This is a genomic window from Nocardioides acrostichi (assembly GCF_015319165.1).
Lineage (GTDB): Bacteria > Actinomycetota > Actinomycetes > Propionibacteriales > Nocardioidaceae > Nocardioides > Nocardioides acrostichi.
On the sequence record NZ_JADIVZ010000010.1, the window covers coordinates 53,461 to 70,964 of the forward strand.

At 72.8% G+C, this 17,504-nt stretch carries 16 protein-coding genes; 12 read left to right on the forward strand and 4 right to left on the reverse strand.

Annotated elements, in window-relative coordinates; translation table 11 throughout:
* Positions 1–155 precede the first annotated feature (155 nt).
* Complete coding sequence (locus ISG29_RS16270) at positions 156–941, reverse strand: HAD family hydrolase (RefSeq protein ID WP_207793237.1); 786 nt, start codon at positions 939–941, stop codon at positions 156–158.
* 113 nt (positions 942–1,054) lie between these two features.
* On the opposite strand from ISG29_RS16270, the gene ssd reads away from it, so the two are divergent.
* From ssd to ISG29_RS16305, 7 genes are all read left to right on the forward strand, one after another.
* On the forward strand, positions 1,055–2,119 hold the full coding sequence (ssd, locus tag ISG29_RS16275; RefSeq protein WP_194504505.1) for a septum site-determining protein Ssd: 1,065 nt from the start codon (positions 1,055–1,057) through the stop codon (positions 2,117–2,119).
* A 17-nt stretch (positions 2,120–2,136) separates the two neighbouring features.
* Positions 2,137–3,282, forward strand: coding sequence for a TadA family conjugal transfer-associated ATPase (locus tag ISG29_RS16280; protein ID WP_194504506.1), 1,146 nt, complete (start codon positions 2,137–2,139; stop codon positions 3,280–3,282).
* Complete coding sequence (locus tag ISG29_RS16285) at positions 3,279–4,064, forward strand: type II secretion system F family protein (protein WP_194504507.1); 786 nt, start codon at positions 3,279–3,281, stop codon at positions 4,062–4,064. The genes ISG29_RS16280 and ISG29_RS16285 overlap by 4 nt, the downstream gene beginning before the upstream one ends.
* Positions 4,061–4,789, forward strand: a complete 729-nt coding sequence (locus tag ISG29_RS16290) for a type II secretion system F family protein (protein ID WP_194504508.1) — start codon at positions 4,061–4,063, stop codon at positions 4,787–4,789. Before ISG29_RS16285 ends, ISG29_RS16290 begins: the two co-directional genes overlap by 4 nt.
* Before the next feature lie 168 nt (positions 4,790–4,957).
* Entirely contained in the window at positions 4,958–5,146 is a 189-nt protein-coding gene (locus ISG29_RS16295) for a DUF4244 domain-containing protein (protein WP_194504509.1), read from the forward strand.
* Positions 5,143–5,535: a TadE family type IV pilus minor pilin gene (locus ISG29_RS16300; RefSeq protein ID WP_194504510.1), complete on the forward strand. Its 393-nt coding sequence runs from the start codon at positions 5,143–5,145 to the stop codon at positions 5,533–5,535. The genes ISG29_RS16295 and ISG29_RS16300 overlap by 4 nt, the downstream gene beginning before the upstream one ends.
* A complete protein-coding gene (locus ISG29_RS16305; protein ID WP_328829536.1) occupies positions 5,532–5,894 on the forward strand; it encodes an Rv3654c family TadE-like protein in 363 nt (120 codons plus the stop codon). The genes ISG29_RS16300 and ISG29_RS16305 overlap by 4 nt, the downstream gene beginning before the upstream one ends.
* 70 nt (positions 5,895–5,964) lie before the next feature.
* Here ISG29_RS16305 and ISG29_RS16310 read toward each other — a convergent pair whose 3' ends face one another.
* Positions 5,965–6,270, reverse strand: a complete 306-nt coding sequence (locus ISG29_RS16310; RefSeq protein WP_194504511.1) for a hypothetical protein — start codon at positions 6,268–6,270, stop codon at positions 5,965–5,967.
* Positions 6,271–6,280: 10 nt separating this feature from the next.
* A complete protein-coding gene (locus tag ISG29_RS16315; protein ID WP_194504512.1) occupies positions 6,281–8,647 on the reverse strand; it encodes a DEAD/DEAH box helicase in 2,367 nt (788 codons plus the stop codon).
* Between the two features lie 192 nt (positions 8,648–8,839).
* Here ISG29_RS16315 and ISG29_RS16320 point away from each other — a divergent pair, with 192 nt between their 5' ends.
* The 4 genes from ISG29_RS16320 to ISG29_RS16335 all read left to right on the forward strand — a co-directional run bounded on the left by ISG29_RS16320 (position 8,840) and on the right by ISG29_RS16335 (position 13,626).
* Positions 8,840–9,178, forward strand: coding sequence for an anti-sigma factor antagonist (locus ISG29_RS16320; protein ID WP_194504513.1), 339 nt, complete (start codon positions 8,840–8,842; stop codon positions 9,176–9,178).
* Between the two features lie 154 nt (positions 9,179–9,332).
* The gene (locus tag ISG29_RS16325; protein ID WP_194504514.1) at positions 9,333–11,639 is read left to right on the forward strand and encodes a sodium-translocating pyrophosphatase; all 2,307 of its coding nucleotides are present in this window, start codon (positions 9,333–9,335) and stop codon (positions 11,637–11,639) included.
* A 35-nt stretch (positions 11,640–11,674) separates the two neighbouring features.
* On the forward strand, positions 11,675–12,121 hold the full coding sequence (locus tag ISG29_RS16330; protein WP_194504515.1) for an SRPBCC family protein: 447 nt from the start codon (positions 11,675–11,677) through the stop codon (positions 12,119–12,121).
* A complete protein-coding gene (locus tag ISG29_RS16335) occupies positions 12,118–13,626 on the forward strand; it encodes a DUF7059 domain-containing protein (protein WP_194504516.1) in 1,509 nt (502 codons plus the stop codon). Before ISG29_RS16330 ends, ISG29_RS16335 begins: the two co-directional genes overlap by 4 nt.
* Positions 13,627–13,679: 53 nt before the next feature.
* Here the strand turns inward: ISG29_RS16335 and ISG29_RS16340 are convergent, their stop codons facing one another.
* Positions 13,680–14,471, reverse strand: a complete 792-nt coding sequence (locus tag ISG29_RS16340; RefSeq protein WP_194504517.1) for a hypothetical protein — start codon at positions 14,469–14,471, stop codon at positions 13,680–13,682.
* A 220-nt stretch (positions 14,472–14,691) separates the two neighbouring features.
* On the opposite strand from ISG29_RS16340, the gene topA reads away from it, so the two are divergent.
* On the forward strand, positions 14,692–17,451 hold the full coding sequence (topA, locus tag ISG29_RS16345; RefSeq protein ID WP_194504518.1) for a type I DNA topoisomerase: 2,760 nt from the start codon (positions 14,692–14,694) through the stop codon (positions 17,449–17,451).
* Positions 17,452–17,504 lie beyond the last annotated feature (53 nt).

Below are 17,504 nucleotides of genomic sequence, written 5' to 3' on the forward strand. Positions count from 1 at the left end.
TCGTCTGTGGAGTTGTTCCCTCAGGTGTACTCCTGGTGTGACCCAGAACACAAGAGCCGTCCGGCGTGTCGGGCCGTTGGTCCCGAGCGCGGTCAGGGCGGGCCGGTGTGGGTCGGGGCGGGTCAGGTCAGGCGGGTCAGGTCAGGCGGGCCAGGTCAGGTCAGGTCGCGGCGTCGCGCGTTCCACCACAGGCCACCGGCGGCCAGCGCGCCGCCGACCGCCAGGGCGGCGACCGTGGGGCGGACGGCCGCGCGCACGCCGCCACGCAACGCGACCGGGCGCGTGAACACGAGCACCGGCCAGTGCCGCTCCTCGGCGATCCGGCGCAGATCCTTGTCGGGATTGACGGCGTGGGGGTGGCCGACGGCCTCCAGCATGGGCGCGTCGGTCACCGAGTCGCTGTAGCCGTAGCACTGCGCGAGATCCCAGCCGCGGTCCCGGGCGAGCTCACGGATCGCGTTCGCCTTCTCCTCGGCGTAGGCGTAGTACTCGATCTCGCCGGTGTAGCGACCGTCCTCCTCGGCGAGGCGCGTCGCCACGACGCGGTCGACGCCGAGCATCGCGCCGATGGGCTCGACGACCTCGGTGCCGGAGGTCGACACGATGACGACCTCCCGCCCGGCCAGCTGGTGGGCCTCGATGAGCTCGACCGCCTCGGAGTACACGAGCGGATCGACGATCTCGTGCAGCGTCTCGGCGACGATGTCGCGCACGGTCGCGACGTCCCATCCGGCGCAGAGCTGCGACATGAACTGCCGCATCTTCTCCATCTGGTCGTGGTCGGCGCCGCCGACGAGGTACATGAACTGTGCGTAGGCCGAGCGCAGCACCGCTCGCCGGGAGATGAGCCCACCGGCCTGGAACGGCTTGGAGAACGCGAGCGTGCTCGACTTGGCGATGATCGTCTTGTCGAGGTCGAAGAACGCCGCGGCGCCGGGCATGCCCGCGAGCATACGCAGCGTCTCGCGTCCACAGGTCGGGTTCGTGCAGGCGATCTCCACAGGTGCTGTCGCGTCGCCCACTCGGCGAGACGTCGCGAGCCACTGTGGTTCGCATGAGCGACACACGACCCCTGCTGATCACGAGCGACGCCCACCTCGCCGAGGAGGTGTCCCGCATCGCGGCCGCCGCCGGAGTCGAGCCCGGCGTCGTGAGCGATCCGCACACGGTGCTCCGACTCTGGCGCACGGCGCCGCTGGTGCTCGTGGGCGACGACATCGTCGAGTCGCTGGTGCGCCTGGCCCTGCCTCGTCGGCAGGGCGTGCACGTGCTCAGCACGGCAGCGGTGGCGGACTCCCTGTTCCGGCTCGCGCTGGCGGTGGGCGCCGAGAACGTCAGCCGGGTCGCCGAGTCGACCGACTGGCTGGTTGAGGTGCTGGCCGACCTGGGGGAGGGGCGGCCCACCTGGGCGCGGGTCATCGGGGTCATCGGCGGCGCCGGGGGAGCCGGTGCCACCACGTTGGCCTGCGCGCTGGGCCAGGTTGCCGCCGGCCGCGGGCGCACGCTGGTGGTCGACACCGACCCGCTGGGGCCGGGTGTCGACCGAGTGCTCGGCCTCGACGACACCGCGGGCGTGCGCTGGCCAGACCTGGCGCGCACCACCGGCCGGCTCAGCGCCCGCTCGCTGCGCGAGGCCGTGCCCCGACGTCAGCGTCTCGGGGTGCTCGGCTGGCCGCCGGGGACCGCGGAGTGCTCGCCGTTCGTGCTGCGCGAGGTGCTCTCGGCGGCCGCTCGCGGTCACGAGACGGTCGTGGTCGACCTGCCCCGCACCCACCGTGAGGTCGTCGGCGAGGTGGTTCCTCGCTGCGACGTCGTGCTCGTGCTCGTGCCCGACCGCGTCACCGGACTCGCGGCAGCCACCCGGTTGTGCCGGCGGCTCGACGACCCGGCGCGGGTGCGGTTGGTGCTGCGCGGCCCGGTGCTCGACGAGCGGGCGGCCGCGCGCGCCGCGGGGGTTCCGGTGGTGGGGGTCGTACGCGACCAGCGCGGGGTCGAGGAGAACGTCGACCTCGGCTTCGGCCCCCTGCGCGGTGACCGGGGAGCCCTGGCTCGCAGCGCCCGCGGTCTGCTGGGCGCCGTGACCGCTCCGGGTGCGGTCGGCGACGACCGGGTCGCTTGAACCCGCGTGCGCGAACGATGACCGACACCACCACCCTGGTCGACCAGGTGCGCGAGCACCTGGCCTCCAGTCCCGGCGCGCTCACCCCGCACCGGGTCGCCGAGGCCCTGCGCGCCTCCGGGCGCCCGGTGGGCGACGCCACCGTGCTGGCCGTCCACGAGGCGCTGAGCCGCGACGTCCTCGGGGCGGGCCCACTCGACCCCCTGCTCGCCCGACCGGGGGTCACCGATGTGCTGGTGAACGGGGCCGGGGGAGTCTTCCTCGACCGGGGGAGAGGGCTGGAACGCACCGACGTGACCTTCGCCGACGACGCCGCGGTGCGCCGTCTCGCCCAGCGGCTCGCGGCCTCGGCCGGGCGCCGCCTCGACGACGCCCAGCCCTACGTCGACGCACGGCTGAGCGACGGCACCCGGCTGCACGCCGTGCTCGCACCCTTGTCCCGACCGGGCACGGTGATCTCGCTGCGGGTGCCGCCGCGAGTCGCGTTCACCCTCGACGACCTCGTCGACGCGGGCTCCCTCCCGGCCGACGGCGCCCGACTGCTGCGGGCGATCGTCGCGGCCCGGCTGGCCTTCCTCGTCAGCGGCGGCACCGGCTCGGGCAAGACCACCCTGCTCTCGTGTCTGCTCGGCCTCGTCGACCCGGCGGAGCGCCTGGTCCTGGTCGAGGACTCCTCCGAGCTCCGACCCGACCACGCCCACGTCGTCGGGCTCGAGGCCCGCCCACCCAACGTCGAGGGCGCCGGCGCAGTCGACCTGCGCACCCTGGTGCGCCAGGCGCTGCGCATGCGTCCCGACCGGCTGGTCGTCGGCGAGGTGCGCGGCGGCGAGGTCGTCGACCTGCTGGCCGCGCTCAACACCGGGCACGAGGGAGGGTGCGGCACGCTGCACGCGAACTCCGCCGCCGACGTCCCGGCGCGAGTCGAGGCGCTCGCGCTGGCCGCCGGGCTGGGTCGTGCTGCGGCGCACAGTCAACTCGCTGCCGGCCTCCAGCTCGTCGTGCACCAGCGGCGTGACCGCGACGGACGCCGCCGCGTCGCAGCCGTCTCCCTGCCCGAGCGCGACGACACGGGACTGGTGACGATGCGCACCGCCGTCCGCTTCGATGCCGATGGTCTGCACGAGGGGCCGGGTGCCGACCTGCTCGCCGGGCTGCTCGGATGACCCTCGGGCTGCTGCTGGCGGCGGGAGGCACCGCGTTGGCGGTGCGGTGGTCGGCCGGTCCCGGGCACCCGGGTCGCCCGTCGAACCTCGACGTCCGCACGCTGCGGTGGGCGGCCGCGGCGGGTGCCGTCGGCCTCGCCGCGCTCGTGCGTCCTGGTGCTGCGGTGCTCGTGCCGGGGGTGGCTGCCCTGGCTGCCGCGCTGGCACTGCGTCGTCTGGTCGCCCGGCATGCGGCCGCCCGGTCTGCGCGGGTGACCCGGGAGCGGGTGCAGGAGACCTGTGAGGCGTTGGCGGCCGACCTGGCCTCGGGGCGCCCTCCCGCCGCAGCCCTCGACCGCGCTGCCCTCGACTGGCCCCCGCTCGCTCCGGTCGCCCGGGCCGCGCGCGTCGGTGCCGACGTCCCCGCGGCCTGGCGTCGTCTCGGTGCCGACCTGGACGGCGCCGAGGGTCTGCGCGTCGTGGCCGCCGCATGGCAGGTGGCGCACCGCACCGGGTCGGGGCTCGCCGCAGCCCTGGAGGCGGTGGCCCGCGAGCAGCGACGCCACCTGGCCACGGCCCGGGTGGTCGATGCCGAGCTCGCCTCGGCTCGCTCGACCGGCCGATTGGTGGCGGCGCTCCCGCTGGGGGCGCTGCTCATGGGTGAGGCGTCCGGCGGTCACCCGTTCGAGTTCCTGCTGGGCACCGCCGCCGGGTGGTGCTGCCTCGGCGCGGGGCTCGGCGTCGGACTGCTCGGTCTCGCGTGGATAGAGCGACTCGCGAGCGATGCCGAGGTGGGTCCGTGAGTGCCCTGGTGGTGGGAGCGGCCTGCTCCATCGTCCTCCGGCTGCTGTGGTGGCGCCCGGCGCCCGCGATCGTCGGCACCTCGCCCCCGTCGTCCGATGGGCCCCTTCCGGTCGACAGCGATGTGGGCTGGGTGCGCCGGTACCGGGCCTGGTGGTCGGCCAGCGCCGTGCTCGCCGGGCTCTTGCTGGTCGGCCCGCCGGTGGGCGCCGTCCTCGGCCTGGCCGGCGCCGTCGTGGTCTGGCGGCTGGCGGGCACCGAGCAGGCGGCCGCCACCCGCCGCGAGCAGGCCCAGGCAGTCGCCGACCTACCGCACGTCGTGGCGCTGGTGGGGAGCGTGCTGGCCACCGGCGCCGCGGTACCGAGCGCTCTCCTGGCCGTGAGCGACGCCCTGCCCGGGCCGGCCTCGGCCCGACTACGCGGCGCGGTCGCGCGGGTGCAGCTCGGCTCGGATCCGGCGCAGGTGTGGCGCGGCCTGGCCGCCGACCCCGCCCTCGGCCCGCTCGGCCGCTCTCTCGAGCGGGCCGGCAGTTCGGGTGCTCCGGTCGCGGACGTGATCGCCCGCCTGGCCGACGAGCTGGGTCGTCGCTCCCGTGGCCGGGCCGAGGAGGAGGCGCGCCGCGTCGGCGTGCGGGCCGCGGTGCCGCTCGGACTGTGCCTGCTGCCGTCGTTCATCCTGCTCGGCATCGTCCCGGTGGCCGCCGGCCTGCTCTCCGCCGTCCTCTGAGCAGGGCGAGAGCTGGCTCGTCTCGCCGGGTGGCGATCGGCGTCCACAGCGGGACTTCGTGTCGAGTTCATCCACAGCCTCGCCTCTGGCCCGGCAACGGGAGCACGAGGACGGCGAGCGTGGACGCCGACGGCCGCACCAGGCGGCCGCGAGACGAGGAGGACACCCATGCACGCACCCCTGAGGGCACACGCTCCGGCCGCCGAGCGCGGCATCACGACGGCGGAGTACGCGGTGGGCACGGCCGCTGGCGCAGGACTGGCCGGGCTGCTCTACACGATGCTCACCGGCGGGTTCGGCCAGAAGCTGCTCACCACGCTGTTCGACCACGTGCTCTCCCTGCTGGGCGTCGGGTGAGCCCTGCTCCGCGCGCCGGGGGGAGCCAGGGTGAGCGTGGCGCCGCGACCGCCGAGCTGGCGATGGTGCTGCCGCTGCTCTTGGCGGTCACGGGGGCGTTGGTCTGGATGCTCACCCTGGTCCTGGCCCAGATGCGGGTGACCGACGCCGCCCGCGAGGCCGCGCGGGCAGCTGCTCGCGGCGACGACCCGGCCGCGGCCGAGGCACTGGCCGTTCAGGTGGCACCGGTGGGCAGCACGGTGCAGGTGCTGACCGATGGCGATCGGGTCCGGGTGGTGGTCACCAGCGACGTCCGCGGCCCAGGTGGTCTGTTGGCGCACCTCCCCGGGGCGGAGGTCTCCTCCAGCGCCGTCGCGGTGCACGAGCCGGTCGGGGTGGCCACACCGTGATCCGTGGCCGTCGGGCTGGGCCCGCGCACCGGGGCGAGCGCGGCTCGGCGGTCCCGCCCGCGGTGGCCGCTCTCGGCGTCCTGCTCGTGATCGGGATGGCACTGGCCCAGGTGGGTGCGCTGGTCGCGGCCCACCGGCGCAGTCAGGCGGCCGCAGACCTGGCGGCGCTGGCTGCGGCGTCGGCAGCCGGCGGGCCGGACTGCCGACGAGCCACGCAGATCGCGTCTGCGAACGGAGCCACGCTGGAGTCCTGCGAGCCGCACGGCCGCGAGGTCCTGGTCGACGTCGTGGTGGCCGGCCCGGACTGGTGGGGCCCCGAGGTCAGCCTGCACGCGTCCGCGCGAGCCGGCCCCGCGTGACCTCGGCACCCAGGGTGCCGGTGCGAGGCCGGTGCGAGGCCGGTGCGAGGCCAGTGCGAGTCAGTGCGAGTCAGTGCGCGTCGGCGTCGTCGCCCTCGCGGCGGCGCTCCGCCTCGACGGCGTCGAGCTTCTCGGACAGTTCGCCGAGCTTCTTGCGCTCGCGCCGGGCTCGGAGGGCGCGCCTCGTGCCGTACTTCATCAGGCCCCAACCGACGATCACCAGCAACGTCGCCAAGACGCCCATCGCGAACACGACGAGCGGTGAGAACCCGATGCCGAGCACCTCGACGTGAGTGCCGACGACCTTGGCGGTGAACACGCAGGCGAGCACGAGCACAGCGCCGAGCGCGATGAGGATGATCCCGAGGACGACCATGGAGGGGAGACTAGGAGGTCGCCGGGGCCAGCGGTAGATCCGCCTGTGTTCCGAGCGCCGCCTCGGGCGCGGCAGGGGGAGCGTCGGCCAGGAGCACCTCGAGCAGCCGGACGGCAGCAGCCTTGTCGAGCGGGTTGTTCTGGTTGCCGCACTTCGGCGACTGCACGCACGAGGGGCAGCCGTCGACGCACTCGCAGGCGCGGATGGTCTCCAGGGTCGCTCGCAGCCACGCGGCCGCGGTGGCGTAGCCGCGCTCCGCGAACCCGGCGCCGCCGGGATGACCGTCGTGCACCACCACGGTGAGCTGCCCCGTGTCGGGGTGTCGGGCGGTGGAGACGCCACCGATGTCCCACCGGTCGCAGGTCGCGAACAGGGGCAGCAGCCCGATCGAGCAGTGCTCGGCCGCGTGGGCGGCGCCCGGCAGATCGGCCGGATCGAGCCCGGCACGCTGCCAGGCGTCGTCGGGCACGGTCCACCAGACCCCCGTGGTCTCGAGCCGTTGCTCGGGCAGGTCGAGCAACTCCTCGCCGATCACCTCACCGCCCGGCACAGCACGCCGCAGGAAGGAGGTGACCTGCGAGGTGACCTCGACCCGACCCGTGGCCAGTCGGCTCTCGCCCCACATCTGGTGGGCGCGCTCCTCGACCAGCCGGACGTCGAAGCTCTCGCGCGCCGAGGTGGTGTAGCCGGGGTCGCGCCGACGCAGCACCGCGACGTGTTCGTCGAGGTCGAGCGAGGTGACCACGTAGGTCTCACCGCGGTGCACGTAGACGGCGCCCTCGTGGGCGGTCGAGTGCACGCGTGCGCCGTCGACGGTCCCGACCACCCGGCCGGTCTCCTCCTCGACGAGTTGGCACTGCGTACCCCCGGTGGAGCGCAGGTCGGTGAGGTCGCAGGCACGGTCGCGGCTGGTCCAGAACCACCCGCGCGGTCGCCGGCGCAGCAGGCCGTAGCCGACCAGTGCGTCGACGACGTTCGCCGCGGTCGCGCCGAACAGTTCGAGGTCGGCGCTGGTCAGGGGGATCTCCTGTGCGGCCGCGGCCAGGTGCGGCCCCAGCACGTGCGGATTCGCAGGATCGAAGACCGACGCCTCGACGGGTCGGTCGAAGAGGGCCTCCGGGTGGTGCACGAGGTAGGTGTCGAGGGGGTCGTCGCGGGCCACGAGCAGAGCCGTCGCGTCTTGGAGGTCGCGCCCCGCACGGCCCACCTGCTGCCAGAAGCCGGCCCGGGTGCCGGCGAAGCCGGCGAGCAGCACGGCGTCGAGCCCGCTGACATCGATGCCCAGCTCGAGGGCGTTGGTGGCCGCCAGGCCGAGCAGCGCGCCGGAGCGCAGTTGCGTCTCGATCTCGCGTCGCTCTTCGGGCAGGTAGCCGCCCCGGTAGGCGGCGACCCGCGAGGGCAGCCCGGGGTCGACGTCGGCGAGCATCTGCGCGGTGGAGGCGGCGACCTGCTCGACGCCGCGCCGGGAGCGAACGAAGGCCAGGGTGCGGGTTCCGGTGGTCACCAGGTCGGCGAGTAGCTCGGCGGTCTCCGACGCCGCGGAGCGGCGCACCGGTGCACCGAAGTCGTCGGTGAACGAGGTGAGCGGCGGCTCCCAGAGGCCGACGGCCACCGCACCGTGGGGCGACCCGTCACGCGTGATGGCCCGCACGGGAAGCCCCGTGAGCCGGTACGCCGCCTGCTCGGGCTCGGCGACCGTGGCCGAGGCGAGCACGAAGGTGGGCGAGGCGCCGTGTGCGGCGGCCACCCGGCGCAACCGGCGGAGCACCTGGGCCACGTGCGCCCCGAACACACCGCGGTAGTGGTGGCACTCGTCGACGACGACGAACCTCAAGGAACGCCACAAGCCCGCCCATCGCTCGTGCTGGGGCAGCAGGCTGCGGTGCAGCATGTCGGGGTTGGTGAGCAGGTACTCGGCGTGGTCGCGGTTCCAGTCCCGCTCCTCGTGCCCGCTGTCGCCGTCGTGGGTCGCGGCGCGCACCGAGAGCCCCAGGTCGCCGAGGGCGCCGAGCTGGTCGTGGGCCAGCGCCTTCGTGGGGGCCAGGTAGAGCACACTCGCGCCGCGGCTGCCGCGCGCGCCGCGCCCGGCCAGCACGGCGCTCAGGGCCGGCAGCGCGAAGCCGAGCGACTTGCCCGACGCCGTGCCGGTCGCCAGCACCACGTGCTCCCCGTGCCACGCCGCGGAGGCCGCCTCGATCTGGTGCGACCACGGACGCCGCACTCCCCGTCGCTCGTAGGCCGCGCGCACCTCGGGCGGCGTCCACTCGGGCCACTCGACCGGCTGCGCCTCGCGAGCAGGCACGACGCGCACGTGGGTGAGCCGGTCGGCGCGGGAGGCAGGCGCCGCGAGGGCACGCACCAGGTCGTCGGCAGGCATGGGGCGATCCTGGCAAACCCCACCCACAGCGGCGCTCACCGTGCTGTCGCGCGGCCCGGTGAGGGAGGTTCTTCACTTTCGGGTGCGCGGCACACTCGGCCGTGGTTTCATAGTGCGCGGCCGTGGCGCCTCGCGTGTCGATCCGCCCCGGTCACGTCCCAGCCGCGACCGGCGTCCGAGCAAGGAGTACTCGTGGACCTCACCATCTCCACCCGCGACATCGACGGCACCATGGTGGTGGCCGTCGGCGGGGAGATCGACGTCTACACCGCTCCCAAGCTGCGCGACAAGATCACCGAGCTGGTGGCGGCCGGCACCTACGACCTGGTCATCGACATGGAGTCCGTGGAGTTCCTCGACTCCACCGGCCTGGGCGTGCTGGTCGGCGGGCTGAAGAAGGTCCGGGCTCACGACGGCTCGCTGAGCCTGGTCTGCACCCAGGACCGCCTGCTCAAGATCTTCCGGATCACCGGTCTGGCCAAGGTCTTCGTGATCCACGAGACCGCTGACGCGGCGCTCGCGGCCTCCTGACCGCTCGCTGACGCTTCCCACCCGACCGACGTGACCGAGGTCACGTCGGTCCTTGCTGTGCGCCCTTCCGTGCGTAGACTCCGGCTCGTCTGCGTGAGATGTGCGTCACATCAGGGTGTCGCCTCTCCTCTCCCTAGCTCCCAGGAGGCACTAGATGGCGGGGATCACTCCCGAGGTCGTTGAGGTCTCCGGTGGCAACCTCGTGCTGGTCATCGTCGTGGCGCTCATCGCGCTCGGCGCGCTGGCGATGGCGGCGAAGTTCCGCTCCGAGGTCATAGCCGCCGGTGAAGGCACCGACAGCATGCGCACCATCGCCCAAGCTGTGCAGGAGGGCGCCAACGCCTACCTGACCCGGCAGTTCCGCACGCTCGGCATCTTCGCCGCGGTCGCGTTCTTCGCACTCCTGCTGCTGCCGGCCGACGACACCGTCGTGCGGATCTTCCGGTCCGTGGCGTTCCTCGGCGGGGCCGGCTTCTCGGCCGCGGTCGGCTACCTGGGCATGTCGCTGGCCGTCCAGGCCAACCTGCGCGTGGCCGCCGCGGCGGAGACCGAGGGCCGCGAGCCCGCGATGAACATCGGCTTCCGCACCGGCGCGACGGTGGGCATGCTCACCGTGGGGCTCGGTCTCTTCGGGGCCAGCCTCGTGGTGCTGCTCTTCCAGGACAAGGCGCCCCAGGTGCTCGAGGGCTTCGGCTTCGGTGCTGCCCTGCTGGCCATGTTCATGCGCGTGGGCGGCGGCATCTTCACCAAGGCCGCCGACGTCGGTGCCGACCTGGTCGGCAAGGTCGAGAACAACATCCCCGAGGACGACCCTCGCAACGCTGCCACGATCGCCGACAACGTGGGCGACAACGTCGGCGACTGCGCCGGCATGGCCGCCGACCTCTTCGAGTCCTACGCGGTCACGCTCGTCGCGGCGCTGATCCTCGGCTCGCAGGCCTTCGGCGACAAGGGCCTGGTCTTCCCGCTGCTCATCCCGGCCATCGGCGCGCTCACCGCGGTGGCCGGCGTCTACCTCTGCCAGCCCCGCGCCGGCGAGAGCGGGTTGACCACCATCAACCGGGCCTTCTACATCTCGGCCGCCATCGCTGCCGTGGCCAGCATCGTGCTGGCGTTCGTCTACCTGCCCACCAGCTTCGCCGACCTCGCCAACCGCGCCAGCGGAGACGCACTGGACTCGACCTTCGGGTACTCCGCCCCCGACGGCAACCCGGCCCTCATCGCGGCCCTGGCCGTGCTCATCGGCATCGTGCTCGCGGCCGCGATCCTCGCGCTGACCGGCTACTTCACCGGCACCGAGTTCCGTCCGGTCAAGGACGTCGGCCGCACCTCGCTCACCGGCGCCGCGACCGTCATCCTCTCCGGTCTCTCGGTCGGGTTCGAGTCGGCCGTCTACACGACGCTGGTGATCGGCGCAGCCGTCTTCGGAGCGTTCCTGCTCGGCGGCGGGTCGCTGTCGATCGCGCTGTTCGCCGTGGCGCTGGCCGGCTGCGGCCTGCTCACCACCGTCGGCGTCATCGTCGCGATGGACACCTTCGGCCCGGTCTCCGACAACGCCCAGGGCATCGCGGAGATGTCCGGTGACGTGAGCGAGACCGGCGCACAGATCCTCACCGAGCTCGACGCGGTCGGCAACACCACCAAGGCCATCACCAAGGGCATCGCGATCGCCACGGCCGTGCTCGCGGCGTCCGCGCTGTTCGGCTCCTACATCGGCACCGTGGTGGAGAAGCTCGACGAGATCACGCCCAAGGACGGCGACCGCCTGAACTTCTGGGTGTTCAGCCCCGACGTGCTGGTCGGCCTCCTCATCGGTGTGGCCGTGGTGTTCCTCTTCTCCGGCCTGGCGATCAACGCCGTGGGTCGCGCGGCCGGTGCCGTGGTCTTCGAGGTGCGCCGCCAGTTCCGAGACATCCCCGGCATCATGGAGGGCACCGGGCGCCCGGAGTACGGGCGCGTGGTCGACATCGTCACCCGCGACTCCCTGCGCGAGCTCGCCACGCCGGGCATCCTCGCCATCCTGAGCCCGATCGCCGTCGGCTTCGGCCTGGGGGTCGGGGCGCTGGCCGGCTTCCTCGCCGGTGCGATCGGCTCCGGCACGCTCATGGCCGTCTTCTTGGCCAACGCCGGCGGCGCGTGGGACAACGCCAAGAAGCTGGTCGAGGACGGCCATCACGGCGGCAAGGGCTCCGAGGCTCACGCCGCCACGGTCATCGGCGACACGGTCGGCGACCCGTTCAAGGACACTGCGGGTCCTGCCATCAACCCCCTGATCAAGGTGATGAACCTGGTCTCGCTGCTCATCGTGGGCGCCGTCATCAGTCTCACTGTGGGCGAGGACTCGCACCGCGGGCTCTCGATCCTGGTCAGTCTGGTGGCCACGGCCGGGATCGTGGTGGCGGTCTACATCAGCAAGCAGCGCTCGGCCGTCATCTCCGACGAGGAGCCCGCCAAGGTCTGAGCCAATCGCCCGGCCCGCACCCTAGGCTGGGCGCCATGCCACGACGGTTCAGCTATGCGGTCGAACGGACCGGTCACGCCGACGTCGAGTCGGCCTTCTCCCTGCTCAGCGACGCCACCCAGTGGTCTCGCTGGGCAGGGAGGATGATCCCTCGTTCCGGTTGGGCCGATGGCGGTCAGGGGCCGGCGTACGTCGGCCGGGTCCGCGTCGCCGGCCAGCCGCCGGTGCTGATGCGCGAAGAGGTCACGGTCGACGAGCCGCCGCACCGGCACGGCTACGTGATCCGCTCCGGGTGGCCGGTGCGCGACTACTCCTCGCTCGTCGAGCTCCAGCCCGGTGACCAGGGCCTCCTCACGGTGCGCTGGACCGGCGAGTTCAGCGAGCGGATCCCGCTCACCGGGGCACCCTACCGCCGGTTCCTCATCCGGCTCATGGGCGGTCTGATCGATGGGCTGCTCGCAGCCGCGGACGCCGAGCGGTGAACGCTCGCGTACCCCTCCCGCACGCGCTGCGGGAGGCCCTCACCGCTGCGGACTTCACCTACGACGCGGTCGCCGACCTGCTCGGGCCACTGGCCCACCAGGCGCTGGCCCGCAACGAGACGGTGCCTGGCCTGACCCGCACCCGCGAGGCCTCGCCGCTCGCGACCCTGACCCGACTCTTCCTGCTCCAGGTGCCGGTGTCGCTCGCTGCCGCCGAGGCGGCACTGCCGCGGCTCGTGGACCGGATGTGTGCCGAGGGTCTGCTGACGCAGAGCGTCGGCGAGGTCGCCGCCGCCCTCGACGTCCGGCCCTACGCCAGCGACGAGCAGCACCTTTGGGTGTGCTCCGACCTCACACCCGGTCTCGACGGCACCGCTCAGCGCGTCGGCGCCGACCACGTGCTCGGCATCAGCGCCGCCTCGACGTCCCTGGCCCAGCTGACGATCCGCGAGCAGGTCGGCACGGCCCTCGACCTGGGCACCGGGTGCGGCGTGCAGGCGCTGCACCTGGCCCGGCACGCCGAGCGGGTCGTGGCCACCGACGTCAACGCGCGTGCCCTGCGCCTGGCCCGGTTCAACGCGGCTCTCAACGACGTCGAGTCGGTGGTCGAGGTGCGTGACGGCTCCTTCTTCGCTCCCGTCGCCGGCGAGCGCTTCGACCTGATCGCCACCAACCCGCCCTTCGTCATCTCGCCCGGCACCGGCGAACGGCTGGTCTACCGCGACTCCGGGCTGCCCGGCGACCAGGTGGTCGAGCACATCGTGCGAGCCGCCCCCGGCCACCTCGCCCCAGGCGGCTGGTGCCAGGTGCTCGCCAACTGGGTGATCGCCCGCGACCAACCGTGGGAGCAGCGGCTCGGCTCCTGGCTCCCGGCCGAGGGAGAGGACGCCTGCGACGCGCTCGCGGTGCAGCGCGAGGTGCTCGACCCCGCCGCCTATGTCGAGCTGTGGCTCAAGGACTCCGGCCACCACCCGTCCACCGGCGCCATCGCCCTCGAGGAGTACCACCGGCGCTACGACACCTGGCTGTCGTGGCTGGACTCCCAAGGTGTCGAGGGCATCGGCTTCGGCTGGATCGACCTGCGCCGTCGCACCGGGGCCGAGCCCGGTGCCCCCGTGCACGAGCTGATCTCCTGGCCCTACGACGTCGAGCAGCCGATCGCCCCCGCCATCGCCGACTGGGGCCGCGCCGCCCAGCGTCGTGTCGACGACGATTCCCTGCTCGCCGCCCGACTCAGTGCCCGCGCCGACCTGGTGCAGGAGACCCTCGGCGCCCCCGGGGCAGAGGATCCGGAGACGATCGTGCTGCGACAGCAGACCGGCTTGCGCCGCGCGCGCACCGCCGACACCGTGGTGGCGGGGCTGGTCGGTGCCTGCGGCGGCGACCTCACCGTCGGGCAGATCCTCGACGCCCTCGCCGAGCTCCTCGACCTCGACCCCGTCGCCATCCACGAGGACTACCTCCCGGTGGTCAGCGACCTGGTGCGCCAAGGCTTCCTCATCTGACGCCGACCTGCCGCGAGTCGGCAGATGACCGGCGCCGGCTCTCACGCGACCTGCTAGGAGGTCGCACCCTCCTCGGCCCGGACGGCGTACGCCCGGTCGCGCAGCCGCACCAGGCGGACACGCACCTCGGGCAACAGCACCTCGGCGTGACCCAGGGCGAGCAGGTCGGATTCCCCCTCAGGGCGCCACCACGAGCATCGGGCCGGCTCGCGGAGGCCGAACAGGGCCGCCTGCACCGAGCGCCCCATCGCGGCAGGCGAACTGGTGAGGCCGAGCGCGTCTCGAAGTTCCCCGGACCGCCAGGTGCCCTGCGGGTGGAGCAGTCCGTTGGCCTTGCCGACCGCCCACGCCAGCCCGCCGGCGACGCTGCGAGCCGACACCGCGTGGTCGACGAGGTCGGGGTCGCTGCGCCACAGCGCGACCAAGGCCTGGCGCAGGGCGACCCCGAGGTCGGCGTCGTGGCGGAGGGCGGCGACCGCGTCGAGAAGCTCGGCCACGTGCCCGATGCGCTCGCGCTGGGCCAGGCGGAGGCAGTCGGAGGGAAGCTCGGGCTCGTCGAACGCCTCGCCGTGCAGCCGCGCCACCGCCTCGGCCCCGCCGACCCGATCACCCAGCCAGTCCAGGGCCAACTGCCACCTCGGGGGCGCGGGCGGTTCGGGAGCCGGGGCCGCCAACCGGTCGAGCCGACGTGCCTCGGCGGCCCAGCTCGTGCCCTCGACGGGCTCGGACCACGAGTCGATGAGTCGGCCGTCGAGGAACACGAGGTGGCGGAGCCGCTCGGGTTCGCCCCACTCCCCGTAGGGAGGTGGTGCAGGGGTCGGGGTCAGGAGATCGTGCAGCGTCACGGGGCCTCCGAGATCGGCCTTCGGTGCGGTCAGGACCGGTTCACGGTGCCACGATCCGAGGCGATCGCGCGGGCGTCGTCCACAGGCTCCGGAGAGTTCACTGTGAGCCAGCCGACGCGCACACCGGCGAGCGCTGGCCACGGGCACGCGCTACCGTGACTCGCCGTGAGCCCTGTTCGGGGCCTCTCGGCACCCACCCACGAAGGATGGAAGCGCACCAGTGGCACACAAGTTGGTCATCGTCGAGTCACCGGCGAAGGCCCGCACGATCGGCGGCTACCTCGGCCAGGGGTACGTCGTGGAGTCCTCCATCGGTCACATCCGTGACCTGCCGCAGTCGGCGGCCGACACCCCGGCCAAGATCAAGGACAAGCCGTGGGGCCGTCTCGCGGTCGACGTCGACAACGGCTTCGAGCCCTTCTATGTGGTGCCGCGCGACAAGAAGAGCCACATCTCCAAGCTCAAGACGCTGCTCAAGGACGCCGACGAGCTCTACCTCGCCACCGATGAGGACCGCGAGGGCGAGGCCATCGCCTGGCACCTGCTCGACGAGCTGAAGCCCAAGAACATCCCGGTGCGCCGCATGGTGTTCCACGAGATCACCAAGCCCGCCATTCTCGCCGCCGCCGAGAACCCGCGCGAGCTCGACATGGACCTCGTCGAGGCCCAGGAGGCCCGTCGCATCCTCGACCGCCTCTACGGCTACGAGGTCTCTCCGGTGCTGTGGAAGAAGGTCATGTCCGGCCTCTCCGCCGGCCGCGTGCAGTCGGTCGCGACCCGGCTCGTGGTCGACCGCGAGAAGGAGCGGATGGCGTTCAAGGCCGCCTCGTACTGGGATCTCGAGGGCAGCTTCGACGCCGGGTCGGGCGCCGACGTGCGGATGTTCCCGGCCAAGGTCTACTCGGTCGACGAGCTGCGCGTGGCTCGCGGCTCCGACTTCACCGACGCCGGCGTGCTCAAGGACTCCGCCGCCGGCAAGGTCGTGCACCTCGACCGGCCCCGGGCCGAGGCGCTCGCCTCGGCGCTCGCCGACACCAGGTTCGACGTCCGCTCGGTCGAGGCGAAGCCCTACCGCCGATCGCCGTACGCGCCGTTTCGCACCACCACGCTCCAGCAGGAGGCCAGCCGCAAGCTCGGCATGAGCGCCAGCGTCACGATGTCGGTGGCGCAGCGGCTCTACGAGAACGGCTTCATCACCTACATGCGTACCGACTCGACCACGCTCTCGGGCGGGGCGGTGGAGGCGGCGCGCTCGCAGGTGCGCGAGCTGTACGGCGCCGAGTACCTGCCCGACGCGCCGCGCACCTACGCCTCGAAGGTCAAGAACGCCCAGGAGGCGCACGAGGCGATCCGACCCGCCGGCGAGACCTTCCGCACGCCCGGTCAGACCGGCCTGACCGGCGAGCAGTTCCGGCTCTACGAGCTCATCTGGATGCGCACCGTCGCCTCGCAGATGAAGGACGCCACCGGCCAGTCGGTCACGATCCGGCTCGGCGGCGCCGCGGCCACGGGTGAGGACGTCGTCTTCTCGGCCACCGGCCGCGTCATCACCTTCCACGGGTTCCTCAAGGCCTACGTCGAGGGCACCGACGACGGCAAGCGCAGCGACGACTCCGAGACCCGGCTGCCGCAGCTGGCCGAGGGCGCGGCCGTCACCGCGGCGTCCGTCACGGCCGATGGGCACGAGACCAAGCCGCCGGCGCGCTACACCGAGGCCACGCTCATCAAGGAGCTCGAGGACCGCGAGATCGGCCGCCCCTCGACCTACGCCTCGATCATCGGCACGATCCTCAACCGCGGCTACGTGTACAAGAAGGGCACCGCGCTGGTGCCGGCGTGGTTGGCGTTCTCGGTGATCCGGCTGCTCGAGGAGCACTTCCCGCGGCAGATCAGCTACGAGTTCACCGCTGTCATGGAGGACGTGCTCGACGAGATCGCCGGCGGTCGCGCGGACCGCAACAGCGAGCTGGCCAAGTTCTACTTCGGTACCGGCGACGTCGAAGGCCTCAAGACCCTCGTCGACGAGCTCGGCGACATCGACGCCCGCGACAACGCGACCTTCCCGATCGGCGGCGCCGACTCCGGCATCCAGCTGCGGGTGGGGCGCTATGGGCCCTACCTCGAGACTGTGTCGAAGGACGGCGAGGACGACGACGGCAACGCCACCGGCAAGCGGGCCAACGTGCCCGACGACCTGCCTCCCGACGAGCTGACCCTGGCCAAGGCCGAGGAGCTGTTCAAGAACCCGGCCGGTGAGGAGATCGAGCTGGGCTCGCACCCCGACACCGGACTCCAGGTCGTGGCCAAGAACGGCCGCTTCGGCCCGTACGTCACCGAGTTGCTGCCCGACGACGCGAAGAAGGGCACCAAGCCGCGCACCGGCTCGCTGTTCAAGTCGATGTCGCTCGACACGATCTCGCTCGAGGACGCCGTCAAGCTGCTCTCGCTGCCGCGCGTGGTGGGTGCCGACCCGGAATCGGGCGACGACATCACCGCACAGAACGGTCGCTACGGGCCCTACCTGAAGAAGGGCACCGACTCCCGTTCGCTGGCGAGCGAGGACCAGCTCTTCACCATCACCCTCGACGAGGCGCTGAAGATCTACGCCCAGCCCAAGCAGCGCGGGCGGGCGGCCGCGGCGCCGCCGCTCAAGGAGCTCGGCAACGACCCCGTCTCGGGTCAGCCGGTGGTCGTGAAGTCGGGTCGGTTCGGCGAGTACGTCACCGACGGTGAGTACAACGCGACCCTGCGCAAGGACGACTCCGTCGAGGCCATCACTCTTGAGCGGGCAGCCGAGCTGCTCGCCGAGCGCCGCGAGCGGGGTCCGGCCAAGAAGGGCGCGAAGAAGACGGCGAAGAAGGCCACCGCCAAGAAGGCCACCGCCAAGAAGTCCACCGCCAAGAAGTCCGCAGCGAAGACGACGGCGAAGAAGGCCGCCAAGAAGTCCACCGCCAAGACGTCCGCGGCGAAGAAGTCCTAGCCGTCCGGGGGAGTTTTATCGGGGGCCTGATGAATGTTCGGGTGCACCGATGA

What these genes read in the sequence shown, in the direction of transcription:
- ISG29_RS16330 (WP_194504515.1), top strand. Translation starts at nt 11,675, where the DNA reads ATGCCACGACGGTTCAGCTATGCGGTCGAACGGACCGGTCACGCCGAC.
- ISG29_RS16295 (WP_194504509.1), top strand. Translation starts at nt 4,958, where the DNA reads ATGCACGCACCCCTGAGGGCACACGCTCCGGCCGCCGAGCGCGGCATC.
- ISG29_RS16285 (WP_194504507.1), top strand. Translation starts at nt 3,279, where the DNA reads ATGACCCTCGGGCTGCTGCTGGCGGCGGGAGGCACCGCGTTGGCGGTG.
- ISG29_RS16325 (WP_194504514.1), top strand. Translation starts at nt 9,333, where the DNA reads ATGGCGGGGATCACTCCCGAGGTCGTTGAGGTCTCCGGTGGCAACCTC.
- ISG29_RS16310 (WP_194504511.1), bottom strand. Translation starts at nt 6,270, where the DNA reads ATGGTCGTCCTCGGGATCATCCTCATCGCGCTCGGCGCTGTGCTCGTG.
- ISG29_RS16270 (WP_207793237.1), bottom strand. Translation starts at nt 941, where the DNA reads ATGCCCGGCGCCGCGGCGTTCTTCGACCTCGACAAGACGATCATCGCC.
- ssd (WP_194504505.1), top strand. Translation starts at nt 1,055, where the DNA reads ATGAGCGACACACGACCCCTGCTGATCACGAGCGACGCCCACCTCGCC.
- ISG29_RS16280 (WP_194504506.1), top strand. Translation starts at nt 2,137, where the DNA reads ATGACCGACACCACCACCCTGGTCGACCAGGTGCGCGAGCACCTGGCC.
- ISG29_RS16315 (WP_194504512.1), bottom strand. Translation starts at nt 8,647, where the DNA reads ATGCCTGCCGACGACCTGGTGCGTGCCCTCGCGGCGCCTGCCTCCCGC.